This is a genomic window from Bradyrhizobium sp. GW821-FHT12B03 (assembly GCF_058807535.1).
Map to the genome: position 1 here is coordinate 1 of NZ_JBXAQU010000001.1, position 12,306 is coordinate 12,306.

Annotated in this window: 11 protein-coding genes and 1 tRNA gene; 4 read left to right on the top strand and 8 right to left on the bottom strand. The window is 64.0% G+C overall.

Features of this window, described 5'->3' with window-relative positions; translation table 11 throughout:
- Positions 1-879: 879 nt before the first annotated feature.
- Entirely contained in the window at positions 880-1,665 is a 786-nt protein-coding gene (locus AC1RUR_RS00005) for an SDR family NAD(P)-dependent oxidoreductase (RefSeq protein WP_492840127.1), read from the bottom strand.
- A gap of 133 nt (positions 1,666-1,798) precedes the next feature.
- On the opposite strand from AC1RUR_RS00005, the gene AC1RUR_RS00010 reads away from it, so the two are divergent.
- Together AC1RUR_RS00010 and AC1RUR_RS00015 are read left to right on the top strand one after the other, a co-directional pair.
- The gene (locus AC1RUR_RS00010; RefSeq protein WP_492840129.1) at positions 1,799-2,497 is read left to right on the top strand and encodes a histidine phosphatase family protein; all 699 of its coding nucleotides are present in this window, start codon (positions 1,799-1,801) and stop codon (positions 2,495-2,497) included.
- 69 nt (positions 2,498-2,566) lie between these two features.
- Positions 2,567-3,334, top strand: coding sequence for an SDR family NAD(P)-dependent oxidoreductase (locus tag AC1RUR_RS00015; RefSeq protein ID WP_014494484.1), 768 nt, complete (start codon positions 2,567-2,569; stop codon positions 3,332-3,334).
- A 152-nt stretch (positions 3,335-3,486) separates the two neighbouring features.
- Here the strand turns inward: AC1RUR_RS00015 and AC1RUR_RS00020 are convergent, their stop codons facing one another.
- Positions 3,487-4,710, bottom strand: a complete 1,224-nt coding sequence (locus AC1RUR_RS00020) for a serine hydrolase domain-containing protein (RefSeq protein WP_492840131.1) — start codon at positions 4,708-4,710, stop codon at positions 3,487-3,489.
- Positions 4,711-4,860: 150 nt separating this feature from the next.
- Here AC1RUR_RS00020 and AC1RUR_RS00025 point away from each other — a divergent pair.
- Positions 4,861-4,936, top strand: a tRNA-Trp gene (locus AC1RUR_RS00025).
- Positions 4,937-5,038: 102 nt separating this feature from the next.
- Here the strand turns inward: AC1RUR_RS00025 and AC1RUR_RS00030 are convergent.
- The 3 genes from AC1RUR_RS00030 to AC1RUR_RS00040 all read right to left on the bottom strand — a co-directional run bounded on the left by AC1RUR_RS00030 (position 5,039) and on the right by AC1RUR_RS00040 (position 6,947).
- Complete coding sequence (locus AC1RUR_RS00030; protein ID WP_492840133.1) at positions 5,039-5,800, bottom strand: glycosyltransferase family 2 protein; 762 nt, start codon at positions 5,798-5,800, stop codon at positions 5,039-5,041.
- A gap of 125 nt (positions 5,801-5,925) precedes the next feature.
- A complete protein-coding gene (locus AC1RUR_RS00035) occupies positions 5,926-6,432 on the bottom strand; it encodes a hypothetical protein (RefSeq protein WP_492840135.1) in 507 nt (168 codons plus the stop codon).
- An 8-nt stretch (positions 6,433-6,440) separates the two neighbouring features.
- A complete protein-coding gene (locus AC1RUR_RS00040; protein ID WP_492840137.1) occupies positions 6,441-6,947 on the bottom strand; it encodes a hypothetical protein in 507 nt (168 codons plus the stop codon).
- 178 nt (positions 6,948-7,125) lie between these two features.
- Here AC1RUR_RS00040 and AC1RUR_RS00045 point away from each other — a divergent pair, with 178 nt between their 5' ends.
- Positions 7,126-8,787 (top strand): hypothetical protein, encoded by a 1,662-nt coding sequence (locus AC1RUR_RS00045; RefSeq protein ID WP_492840139.1) that lies wholly within the window; start codon positions 7,126-7,128, stop codon positions 8,785-8,787.
- Here AC1RUR_RS00045 and AC1RUR_RS00050 read toward each other — a convergent pair.
- Genes AC1RUR_RS00050 through AC1RUR_RS00060 form a run of 3 tightly spaced genes read right to left on the bottom strand, consistent with a single transcriptional unit; the run spans position 8,777 to position 12,230 of the window.
- Positions 8,777-9,811, bottom strand: a complete 1,035-nt coding sequence (locus AC1RUR_RS00050; protein ID WP_492840141.1) for a Gfo/Idh/MocA family protein — start codon at positions 9,809-9,811, stop codon at positions 8,777-8,779. The genes AC1RUR_RS00045 and AC1RUR_RS00050 overlap by 11 nt on opposite strands.
- A 3-nt stretch (positions 9,812-9,814) precedes the next feature.
- The gene (locus tag AC1RUR_RS00055) at positions 9,815-11,020 is read right to left on the bottom strand and encodes a class I SAM-dependent methyltransferase (protein ID WP_492840143.1); all 1,206 of its coding nucleotides are present in this window, start codon (positions 11,018-11,020) and stop codon (positions 9,815-9,817) included.
- Positions 11,013-12,230: a class I SAM-dependent methyltransferase gene (locus AC1RUR_RS00060; protein WP_492840145.1), complete on the bottom strand. Its 1,218-nt coding sequence runs from the start codon at positions 12,228-12,230 to the stop codon at positions 11,013-11,015. The genes AC1RUR_RS00055 and AC1RUR_RS00060 overlap by 8 nt, the downstream gene beginning before the upstream one ends.
- Positions 12,231-12,306: the final 76 nt, after the last annotated feature.

The following is a 12,306-nucleotide window of genomic DNA, read 5'->3' on the forward strand; positions in this document are numbered from 1 at the left end:
TCGGAAACGGCGTATGTGTCGCGGCAACCCGGCCCAAGGAAGAGGGGCGTATCGCGATCGTCACGAACGCGGGCCGGGCGGCGGTGGACGCAAGTTGCATCGGCGCGAAAAGCTTCGCAGGGCGGGTAACCGTGAGCGAAGACCTCGCGCCAACGACAGGTGCGGTTCGCGTACGGCCAAATCGTGTCGTCCTGGCGCCCGGGGTCTGTGCGCCAAGTCTTGCGGTGATGTGTGTCGTCCAACCGGACGCGTGCATCAGCCATCCGCAACGGCGACGGGGGCAATAGTGCAACGCTCCCCGGGGAGAGCACGACATACGCCGTTCCAACCACTGCGCAGGGAAGGCCGGGATGCTCCGGTTGCCCTGTTACCCGCTGTGCATGAAGCATGCGCAAGCTGCTCTTGGCATGGCGGTCGATGGGAGCCAACCGGCTCCTGGTCTTCCCTGCACCCTCTTCCATTTGAGGGGCAAGGCGACGAAGCAAAGCTCGGGCGAAATGCGCCGCGAGGATGCGAAGGCGTGTCTATTGAGGCTCTCGTGCCCGGACGCAGCGCAGCGCTCCTTCAGCGGTGCGCTGCAGAGCCGGGGCCCATGCAGCAGCGGGTGCCGCGGCCTGCTGGGTCCCGGCTCTGCGGAGCGTCACTACGTGCCGCACCGCGTCCGGGACACGAGAGGGACGGACGCTGCCAGCCACACACTCCGTCATTGCGAGCGCAGCGAAGCAATCCAGAGTCTTTCCGCGGTGGCAGTCTGGATTGCTTCGCTGCGCTCGCAATGACGGTGTTGATGCAGGTGCGCGCGAATACTCCGCTCTCGTGCCCCGGACGCAGCGCAGCAGCGTAAGAACGCTGCAGCGCGTCCGGGACACGAGACCCCAATTAAACCGGCTTGCCCGTATACGGCATCGAGGCCGTGAGACCACCGTCCACCGGGAAAGCCTGGCCGTTGACATACGAGGCTTCGTCGCTCGCCAGAAACAGTCCCATCGCCGCGAGCTCGTGCGGCTGACCGGGGCGCTTGAGGGGATTGAGCTGGCCGATCTTGTCCTGGGTGCCGCGCTCCTTGGCGCGGTCGAAGATCGGCTTGGTCATGCCGGTTTCGATCAGGCCGGGGCACACCGCGTTGATGCGCACGCCGGTGCCGGTGAGCGAGTAGGCGGTGGTCTGCACCAGAGAGATGACGCCGGCCTTGCTCGCGGCATAGGGATGGCCGCTGGCGCCGGCCTTGAGGCCTGCGACGGACGCCGTGAGCACGATCGCGCCCGACTGCTGCTTCACCATGTGCGGCATCGCATGCTTCACCGCGAGGAACGGACCGATCAGATTGACGCGCAGCACCTCTTGCCAGTGCTCCACGGTTTGCTCGCCGAGCGGCACGAGCCCGCCGCTGACGCCGGCATTGGCCCAGATCACGTCGAGCTTTCCGTGCGTCTTCACCGCCTTGTCGATGACGGCGATCACGTCCTTCTCGGAACCCGCGTCAGCCACCATCGCTTCCGCGATGCCGCCGGCCTTCTTCACCTCGTCGACGGTCTCCTTCACCGCCTCGGTGCGGTCGACCGCGATCAGCTTCGCGCCCTCCCTGGTGAACAGCAGCGCAGCCGCGCGGCCGATGCCGCTGCCGGCGCCGGTGATGATGACGGATTTGCCTTGCAGGCGGCCCATGCGTTTCTCCCTTTGGCTCGTGCGCGGCGCTTGCCGCGCGACGGAATTTCAAACAAGATTTCAAACGGTAAAGTGTCTTGAGACACGTTCACACCTGACGTACAGCGACATCACACGGGATGGAAGGGTTTCGATGGCAGGCGCAGACAAGCCGAATGTGGTCACGACACGGTGGTGGTGGGTCCGTCACGCCCCGGTGCGCAATGACGGCGGCAACATCTACGGGCAGAGCGATATCGCCTGCGACACCAGCGACACCTATGTGTTCAATGCTGTTGCCAAGGTGCTGCCACGCAAGGCGGTCTGGTATTCGAGCAATCTGATGCGGACGCATCAAACCGCCGAAGCGATCTGGGCAGCCGGCTTCCCGCGGCCCGCATCCATGACATGGGAAGCGGACCTTGCCGAGCAGAATCTCGGACGCTGGCAGGGCATGAACCGCGCCCAGTTCATCGCCAGCCGTCCCGTCGGCACGAGCTGGTTCGCCGACATCAACGAGCCCGCGCCCGGCGGCGAGAGTTTTATGGATCTCTACAACCGCGCGCGCAGCGTCATCGATCGGATCAATGTCGAGGCGGCGGGGCGGGACGTGATCGCGGTCGCGCATGGCGGCACCATCAAGGCGGCGCTCGGGCTCGCGCTCGACGGCCAGGTGGAGAAGGCGCTGTCGTTCGACATCGACAATTGCTCGATCACGCGGCTCGATCATTTTGCAAGCCCCGAGCGCACGGTCTGGCGCCTGCCGATGGTCAATCAGCAGCCGTGGATCGCGGATGATGCGCACGCGGCGATGCATCAGCTGGCGGGACCCGAAGTCAAGAAGCTCGCCTGAGCAATCGTCGGGTCGCGCGGACTCGGCATAAGCTTCAGGTCAATTCAAATCATAGTCTGGGAGAGAAACATGACCTTGTTCGACATGAAGGGGAAAGTCGCCGTCATCACCGGCTCGACGCGCGGCATCGGGCTTGCGATCGCCGAGCGCATGGCCGAGCACGGCGCCAAGGTCGTGATCTCCTCGCGCAAGGCCGACGTCTGCGACCAGGTGGCCAAGGGCATCAACGACAAGTTCGGCAAGGGGACTGCGGTCGCGATCGCCGCCAACATCTCTTCGAAGGAAAATCTGCAAAACCTGATCGACGAGAGCAATCGCGCATTCGGCAAGATCGACGTGCTGGTGTGCAACGCCGCATCGAACCCGTATTACGGTCCGCTCGCCGGCATCTCCGACGATCAGTTCCGCAAGATTCTCGACAACAACATCGTCGCCAACAACTGGCTGATCTCGATGGTGGTGCCGCAGATGATCGAGCGCAAGGACGGCTCGATCATCATTGTGTCCTCGATCGGCGGCCTCAAAGGCTCGACCATCCTCGGTGCCTACGCGATCTCGAAAGCCGCCGACATGCAGCTCGCGCGCAATCTCGCCTGCGAATACGGCAAGCACAACATCCGCGTGAACTGCATCGCGCCCGGCCTGATCAAGACCGACTTTGCGAAAGCGCTGTGGGACAATCCGGAGAACCTGAAGGCCTCGACCTCCCGCTCGCCGCTCTTGCGCATCGGCATCCCCGACGAGATCGCGGGCGCGGCGGTGTTCCTGGGATCGAAGGCCGGCGACTTCATGACCGGCCAGACCATGGTGATCGACGGCGGCGCGACGATCAGCTGAGGCGTTGCTGTTGTGTCCCGGACGCGGTGCAGCGTGTAACGCTGCTCCGCAGAGCCGGGACCCAGAACGCCAAGAGCGAGATTGGGGAGGCATGGGCCCCGGCTCTGCGCGGCAACGCGAAGAGCGTTGCAGCGCGTCCGGGGCACGCGACCTCACTCCACCGCCGCGTAAACCAAGTTCCGCACCAAGGTTCGCGTAAAATCGCGCTGTCCCGGGCCCTGGCTCATGAACACGACGAACAGGTCCTCCTTCGGGTCGATCCAGAAGAACGTCCCTGCAATGCCGCTCCAGAAATACTGGCCGACACTGCCGGGGAAGGGCGCGATGCCGGCTTGCGTGCGCACCGCGAAGCCGAGACCGAAGCCATGGCCGGGCGAGAGCAGGGTGCCGTTGGTCTTCACCTCGGGCCCGAGGTGGTCGGAGGCCATCAGCTCCAGCGTCTTGCGGCCGATGATCCTGTTGCCGTCGAGCGTGCCGCCATTGCGCAGCATCAGCGCGAAGCGCGCATAGTCCATCGTGGTGGAGACGAGGCCGCCGCCGCCGGATTCCATCACCGGCTGTTCCAGCATGTTGAAGAGAGCGACCTTGTCGCCGGTCCAGGGATCGGCCGCGAACGGCTCGGCCAGCCTGATGGCATTGGCCTCGGCGGTCGCAAAGCCGGTCTCGGCCATCTGGAGCGGGGCCAGGACGCGCTCGGCGAGGTACGCTCCGAGCGACTTGCCGCTGACGATTTCGATGATGCGGCCGAGGATGTCGGTGGAGCGGCTGTAGTTGAACTCCTCGCCGGGATGGCAGACGAGGGGGAAGCTCGCCACCAGCGCCGCGTGCTCGGCATTGCTGATCTTGCGGCTGCGCACCCGCGAGTCCTGGTAGATCTTGTGCACGGGGCCGTCGCCCTGGTGCTCGTAGGTCAGGCCGGAGGTGTGGCGGAGCAGGTCCTGCACCGTCATCGGCCGCCTCGGTGGAACCAGCTCCAGCCTGCCGCCGCTGACGATCCCGACCTTCTGGTCGGCAAACTCCGGAATGAACTTGGCGACGGGATCGCCGAGCAGGAGGTGGCCGTCCTCGACCAGCGCCATGACCGCGACCGAGACGATCGGCTTGGTCATCGAGAAGATCCGGAAGATCGAATCAAGCGCCATCGGGGCAGATCCGGCCGGGCTCTGGCGGCCCAGTGCCTCGAACCAGCCGACCTGGCCACGGCGGGCCACCAGCACGGTCACCCCGGGCACTGTTCCCTTGTCGATCTCGCGCCTGAAGGCGTCCGACATCGCCTGGAGGCGCGGCCGCGACAGGCCCAGCGTCTCCGGGCGGGTTTCCGGCAAAGGTGGCGTCTGCGGCGCGGAGGCGGCCGTTGGGGCGGCTTGGGCGTTCATGAGGGCTCCCGGGTTGTTCTTGTCGTTCGGGACGAACTGTGGCCCAGAAGTCGCGCTGTGAACAAGCCGCCCCTGTGCGCTTCTCCCTTGCAATCCGGCCGTCCCCTGTGCTTGAAAGCGCCCGTGATCCTAAGGCGACGCAGGGTCCGTAGGAGTGTAGCTCAATTGGTAGAGCACCGGTCTCCAAAACCGGGGGTCGCAGGTTCGAGCCCTGCCACTCCTGCCAGCGAAATCAATCACTTAGACTGAATATTGGCCGGGGTGGGAGACAACAATGTGTCCGCCAGACACCCGCGGTCGGCCGGCTCGCTTGAAGCCTCGGCTAGGACTAGCGTGCCGAGGTCCGTCCGGCGTCAGCCGGAACCTGATCGAGATCGACATCCCGGATGGGAACGCGGCGGAGGAGCGAGACGATGGTCCCGACGAGCTCGAAATAGGTGCGGGTCCGCAGCGCACGCGATGACCCCTTCAGCTCCGCGTTCAGGCTCACGGGGACCTGGACGTGGCTGAGGCCGAGCTGGAGCAGCGAGATCAACGCACAGATCTGGTAGCCGTAGCCGTCGGCCTTGACCGCGATCTGGCGCAGCCATTTCACGGGGTAGACGATCATGCTGTGGTAGTCGGACAGCCAGAACCCGAACAGGCAGTTCAGGATGAAACGCAGCGAATGCGACTGGATCGAGCGGTTGACGGAGCGGTCCGACTGGTTGTCGCGATAGGTGATGACGAGGTCGGCGGCGCCCGCCGCCTTGAACATCCTGGCGATGCCCTCGTTCTGGAAGGCGTGATCGCCGGGAATGAGGGTGATGGCATCGAATTTCGCGCGCGCGAGGGCGTATTCGAAGCCGGCGCCGACGCCCCGCCGCTCGGCGTTGTGATGCACGATGATCCGCGGCTCCCTGGCCGCGAACTCGTCCATGATCGCGCCGGTGGCATCGGTGCTGCCGTCGTCGATCAGGAAAATCTCGAAATCGTCCAGCAATTCGCGCGCGAGCGGCAGCACGCCGTCGATGGTATCGGCGATCTTGTCCTGCTCGTTCAGCGCAGGGATGACGATCGTAAGCCTTTTTGCCGCCTTGGAAGGTGTCATCGCATACCGCCGTGTCGGCCACTCTGTACTGTTGGAACCCCAGCCACAACTCTAGGTGATCAGGGTGCGGCCAACAATATCCGTCCCACAGGTCAGGTCAACGCAACTGCGTTGCATTCGGGCAACTAGTCACCAAAATCGTAGAGCCCGGTATCGCCAATCCCGAAGGCATGGCGCAGCCGGCCGATCCGTTTTGCCATGATTCGTCCTGCCGCCGTCGGGGCAAAGCGCGAGTCGCGTTGTTCCACGAGGTCGCCGTCGATCAAGATCTTGATCCGTCCCTGGAATAGATCTGGAACCTGCCGTTCGACGACATCCGACAGTGGAGCCTTCCCGTCGGGCCGGTCGACAAGACCAAGCAGAACCTCCAGCGAGACCGATTTGTAGACTGCGCCGAACGCGAAAACGTAAGCCATGACGCCGAAGCCGAAGATCGATGCGGCGTCCCAATAGCGGAATTGCGGGAGGGTCAACACGCCGAGCAGCACGCCAAGAATATGCGAAACGACCGCGGCGATTGCGAGCAGGATCACCGGCGCAAGCGACCAGGTCCGAGCACGCGCGATGAACTGCATGGCAGGCGCCAGCAGGGCAAATACGACGGCAGCGATGAGACCGACAGCGAATGACATCGTGGCCGTTATCCAAGACCCGTCGAGAAACGAATGAGTTTGACGAGGTGCGCCACCGCGCGCCCCTTGGTCGTGGGAGCCAATTTACCGTCGGCCGTCATCACCATTCCCGAACCGATCAGGAGCTTCAATCGATTGTGCGCGAAGGTACCGAGATCTCCGCCCTGCATGTAGGCGGCAGCCCATTGCTCAGAGGTGAGGGGACGTCCGGCCTGGACGAGCGCCGTGAGCAGCGTCAGCGTGAAACCCCAGGCCAGCAGGCTGTACAGGACGTAGCAAAGCATCATCGCCGTCGTCAGCAGCACGAGGCCGCTGACCAAATCGTCGAGATGACGTGGACCCGGAATTGCTATGCAGGTGATCGCGAAAAGTACGGTCACGCTGAGACAGCCCAGCCGAAAGCGCCGGCCGGCTCCGCGAATGGCTGCGATACGTGCATAGCACAGCAACAGCAGCGGAAGCGCGACACTGAGACAAATCGCAGTGGTCTGCGCCGGGCCCGGTAGGAAGTTCATCGCGGAAAATCGCCTTGGACGCCTCGGTACCGCCCAGTCTGTGGGGGTGTCTATAGGAGGTCGCATTTTGGGGGTCAATGACCAATTGGGAGCCCGTCGTCCGGCTCTTGCGGCGGCCAGGTAGGCATGCGAATTCTTGCCGTCGATGCCATCTCCTTCCCGTCTCAGTACGTCCGCAATGCTGCGCGCGACAGTCGTTCTGTTGGCGCTGCTGCTGTTTGCGCATGCGCCGATGCTCCTGAACGACGGCCTCTTCATGGACGACTGGCTGGTGCTCAAGCCACGTCCAGACTTCATGATCGACATCGATTTTCTCCTGAGCGGTGCAGGCCATCCGATCTTTTTCAGCTACGACACCTTCGCCAACTGGACTGGCGCGCCGGTCGCCGTGATGATCTTGCTGGCGTTCGCCGGAATTTTCTTCGGCGCGATGTGCCTGGCGCTGACAGCAACGCGTCTCGGTCTGCTCGACCGTGCGGAGGCGGTCGGCTTCGTACTGATCGTCTGGACCTATCCCGGCTATCAGCTGTGGGCGGGCAAGGCGAACGCGGTCTACGTGTTCAGCTTCGGACTGCTGTTCATCGGTGCGTGGCTGTTGACGCTCGCCTTCAGTGCTCGCGGCCTGCGACGTGTTCTGCTTCGTGTCGCCGGCGCGTTCGTGTTCCTTCTGAGCTTCGCACTCAACTCGACGATCGTGCTCTATGCCTTCGTGCTGCTCGGCCTCTTCGTCGCGGTATGGCTGTGCGGGGATGCGGCGCACGGCTTCGTTCGCCGCACGTGGCTAGCGGCCTGCCGCTGCATCCTCGGCTATCCGGAATTAATGGTGCTTCCTCTGGTCTATTGGGGCACGCTCAATATTTGGTTCAAGCGGATCGGCGTGTACGCGCAGCACTATGGCGCTCATTTTCCGACGCTCGGCGAACTGGCGGACGGATGGCGGGCATTCCTCATCACCAGCTACAGGGACGTCATTGCCCACGCAATCCGGGCGGCGATCGACGTTCCCGCACTCTTCGTCGTGGCCGCGATCCTCGTCGGCATCGTCTTGCTGCTCCTGCGTCCCGACACGGAGCCGACTGCGTCCAGAAGAGCGAACGCCGTGCCGCTCGTTCTCGCCGTGGTCTTGTTCCTCGGATTGTCGGCTCCCTATCTGATCGCCGGCTTGCGGCCTTCCTCCACGCATTTCTACGAGAGCCGTCATCTCCTGATGTTCGGCCTGCCGCCGGCGCTGATGCTTCTCGCATTCAAGCGACAGGCCGAACGTTTGATCGGTCCCGGTGCCGCCTTTGCGGTCGTGTTCGGATTGGGGACGATCGTGTCGATCGGCACGCTGTGGAACGACTACGTCTTCATGCAGGCGAGAACGCTGAAGCAGGAGGCCTTGACGCGCGACCTCGCCGGCCGCGTCCAGCCCGCGGCGACGGTTTACGCGCTCGATGACGGCTTCGTCGATTACCCGTCACGGCACGTTCCATTCGGCCTGGCCGAGGTCACCGGCATGCTCCGCCTTGCCTGGGGCAATCAGCCCTTCTTCGGATTTGCTCTGCGTGCCGAGCGGCCGACCATCCTTCAGGAAATGGAAGTGGCGCGGACGGCGCCGGGAAGTGCGTTCCATCATCTCGATCCGTCGGGGCCGCAGGCGACGATCTCATTCCAGCCGGGCCCTGGGGCCGCGACGAACTACGTCTTGGCGCGGAAGTACTACGCATGCCGCCTGTTGGCGCGCTGCGATGTTGCAGAGTTTCTGGCTCAACTTGGGCAGGTCACGATCAAGGTGGGCCCGATCGCCGGCGTCACGCCGCTCGACAGCGCGAGGAAGGCTGCCGCGCCTAGCCGCTAGCCCACTGTTTCCACACCGTCTCCGCAAGCGCGATGTCGGTTACTGAGTCCTCGCCGGAGGCCAGGGGCCTCCTTCGTTCGATGATGTCGGAGACGAAGCCGTCGGCCTGGCGACGAAATGCCCAGCTCTTTTCACCTGCCAGCCGCGTGCTCTGACCATCGTGATCGAGAATGACCTGCGCCTCCTGCTCGGCAAAGGGCGGGGGCAGTTCGATGGTCAATGCGCCCCGCTCGAATTCGATCGTCAGTCCCTCGTGCCACGCTCCTTCGGACCCGTTCGCGAGTTGCAGCGCGCAGGCAACGCCATCGAAGTCGAGCGTCACCGTCGCAGCACCAGAGGTCTCGACGGAGCTTTCGGTGACTGCCGGCGACGGTCCGAGCACATAGCGCGCGAGATTGATGATATGGCTGAACACGTTCAGAAAATTGTCGTAGCCGGGCCGCATCGCGCCCGGCATCCAGTCGGGGCCATCCTGCCAGAGCTCGAGCCCGTCCGGCCGGTTTTCGCCGGTCATGACGAAATTGTCGTGCGATCGGCCGGTGTCGCCGCCGAAACACCAGCCTCTTGCCACGACAGCGCGTCCGAGCGAACCGTCTGTGCGCAAGCGCGCCAGCTCGGCCAGTGCGCGCGCCACGCCGGCGTCGTGACGCTTCATGTAGCCGATGCTGTAGACGAGGTGCTGTCGACGCGCAGCTTCGGCCAGTGATGCGGCCTGAACTGTCGTGTAGGCCATCGGCTTCTCCGACAGCACGTGCCGGCCGCTGTTCAACGCATCCAGCACGATCGGGCCGGTGGCGCGACGCTTCGTCACGACGACGACGGCGGATACGTCACTGTCCGCGAGCAGCTCCCGGTGCGTGCCGTAGACCCGCGGGACGTCGAACTTCTGCGCCACGGCGGTCGCCAGGTCAGGCCGGAGATCGGCGATCGCAACGACGCGGCAGGCGGGATTGGCGGCGAAATTGGCGAGGTGGCACATCTGGCCGACCATGCCCGTTCCGATGATGCCAATGCCTGGCCTCACTTGCTACGACCCCTCGAAGCGCTTCCGGACGACGAGGAAATGCGCCGGCTGCCCCCAGGTGCCGATGAATGCCGGATCCGACTGGGTGAGGGCGGTGACCGCGGACGCATCCCGTCGCCCGATCGCGCCGAAGATGCGATGGAAACTGTCGAGCGTTGCAGTGATGGCTTCGATGTTGGAAGCATCGTCGGCGAGAATGTTCGCCGTCAGGATCGTCTCGCGTAACGAGGCGAGGCTTGCGATCACGCGGGGCAGGCTGTCGCCCAAGGGCTGGTCGATCATTCTGTCCACATCGAGCACCAGCGCTTCGATCGAAGCCGAGATGGCGCTCACCGCGTCGGCCTTGCCGACCAGATAAAGCTTCCGCCCCCCGAGGAAGCTCAGGCGGCTGCGGTCCAGATGGCGTGTGGCGCGACGCAACCTCTCGTCCGCCGACAGGACCTTCTTGTGCCAGTAGACGTCCAGGCTGTCGCGATAGGCGGGCCATGCCGAATGGATGTCGAATCCCTGCTCGTGCGCCGCCGTACAGAGGGCCTCCGCATCGAGGAAGTAGCGGTACCGGACGAACGGATTCTCGAGCACGTCCATCAGCCAGGATTCGAAGCTGCGGGTGTGTGGAATGCTGTTCCACTTCGGCTCGAACAGCAGCTTTGCCGTCTCCAGCGCGGGGCGGCCTGTCAGGGCCTTGCCGGCGGCATGGATCGCCTTCAGCGCAAGCTCGAAGAAGCCGCCATAACGTTCGTAGTAGGAAACGACGGCGTAACCGTCCGGATTGAGCAGCCGGTGGAAGATGCCGAGCCATTTTTCGCTCGGCTGCACCGTGTAGATGAATCCTTCGGCATCGATGATGTCGAAACGGCGATCGCTGCGAAATCCTTCGACATCGGCCAATGCGAGTTCGCGAAGACGTTCCGCCCGGCCGAAATGCGCGAAGTAGGCCTCAATTTTCGGATGCGCATGCCGGTTCGGTTCGGCGAGGGTCATGTTCGCGCCCCAGCCGGCAAACACCAGGGCGTTTTCGCCGGAATCAGGACCGAATTCGACGACCTCGGCATCGCGGAACAGCCGCGGAGGCAGCACGAGCTTGTCCGAAAAAAGCTCGCGCCGCTGGTCGGCGTAGGCAGCGAGTTCGGCGGAGGATTTGAAATTTCCGAACGTCGGCAGGACGTCCTGACGTTCGTAGTAGTTGAAGAGCTTGTCCTCAGCCATGCGGCGACCCTGCGGCCGCCTCGAGGCGATCGAGCTCGCTCCAGATATCGGACGGCGCGAAAATGGAGACGATGTGCAGCGGGCGTTTCACGTTCTCGCGCAACCGGCTGCTGACCTTGGCTTCGTTCTCCTCATTCACGGCAAGAAGGCAGACGAGCGCATTCGACTTGCCGGCGAGTTCCTCCGGCGAACGGATCGGGATCCCCGTGCCAGGCAGGAACAGCCCCTGGCGCTCCTTCTGGTCGTCGACCGAGAGGTCGATGAGATCCGCCAGTTCGTGGGCATTGGTGAAGGTGCAAGCGCGGCAGCCTGCGCCGTAGATGGCGATCTCGGTGCCGTTGGCGCGGGCCTTGGCGAGGATCGGGCGTAGGCGTGCGCCATACTCCCTGGCGCGCTGACCGAATCTCTCGCCGACACCGGCCGGCGCGGGCGGCACCGTCACGGGGCCTGCGGCACGGCGGGCGGCGATGGCTAGGCTGCCGCCGCTGAAATTGTATTTCTTCACGGACACCGTTTCGAAGCCGTGGCGCGCGAGCAGCGCGATCAGCGTCGGCTCGGTGAAGTAACTGACGTGCTCCTCCCAGAGGACGGAGAGGTCGCCCGCGGTCGAGCCGGGCGCGAAATCAGGTACGTCGATGAACAGCAACCCGTCCTCCTTCAGCGCGATCTTCACGCAGGCGAAGAAGTTCTCGAAGTCGACGATGTGCTCGAGCACCTGGCGCGATATGACGAGGTCGAATTTGCCGGACTGAGCGACCGCGTCATGGGCCATCTCCGGGCTGAGCATGTCGGCATAGACCTTGATGCCACGCTCACGGGCGATCTTGCCCGACACCGGATTGGGCTCGACGCCGACCATGACCTTGGTGCCGCGCTCGCGCAGCTTGTCCATGAACAGGCCGTCGTTGCAGCCGATCTCGAACACGGATTGATGCTTCGAGAATTTCGCGATGGTGTCGAGCTCGTCGACCTGGTGCGGCTCGGGCTTCCAGCTGCTGAAGTTGTAATTGAACTGGCGATACAGGATGTCGGGATCGATCGGCTTGACGATCTGCGGCAGACCACAATCGCCGCAGGCGAGCACCTCGAACGGGTATCGCTCCTCCTGCTCGTCTCGGCTGTGCCGAAGCCGATGTGCAATCGGCATCTGTCCGAGGTCGATGACCGGTCGCAGGTTGGTCGAATGGCAGAGGCGGCAATGATCGGTCACGGTGAGACTCTTATCCAGGGAATGCGAGGGAACTCTTGCGACCAGGCAAACGCGCCGCAGTTAGGGCTATATAATG

Coding starts and splice junctions, on each gene's coding strand:
- AC1RUR_RS00005 (WP_492840127.1), bottom strand. CDS start 1,665: ATGGGCCGCCTGCAAGGCAAATCCGTCATCATCACCGGCGCCGGCAGC.
- AC1RUR_RS00010 (WP_492840129.1), top strand. CDS start 1,799: ATGGCAGGCGCAGACAAGCCGAATGTGGTCACGACACGGTGGTGGTGG.
- AC1RUR_RS00015 (WP_014494484.1), top strand. CDS start 2,567: ATGACCTTGTTCGACATGAAGGGGAAAGTCGCCGTCATCACCGGCTCG.
- AC1RUR_RS00020 (WP_492840131.1), bottom strand. CDS start 4,710: ATGAACGCCCAAGCCGCCCCAACGGCCGCCTCCGCGCCGCAGACGCCA.
- AC1RUR_RS00030 (WP_492840133.1), bottom strand. CDS start 5,800: ATGACACCTTCCAAGGCGGCAAAAAGGCTTACGATCGTCATCCCTGCG.
- AC1RUR_RS00035 (WP_492840135.1), bottom strand. CDS start 6,432: ATGTCATTCGCTGTCGGTCTCATCGCTGCCGTCGTATTTGCCCTGCTG.
- AC1RUR_RS00040 (WP_492840137.1), bottom strand. CDS start 6,947: ATGAACTTCCTACCGGGCCCGGCGCAGACCACTGCGATTTGTCTCAGT.
- AC1RUR_RS00045 (WP_492840139.1), top strand. CDS start 7,126: ATGCTGCGCGCGACAGTCGTTCTGTTGGCGCTGCTGCTGTTTGCGCAT.
- AC1RUR_RS00055 (WP_492840143.1), bottom strand. CDS start 11,020: ATGGCTGAGGACAAGCTCTTCAACTACTACGAACGTCAGGACGTCCTG.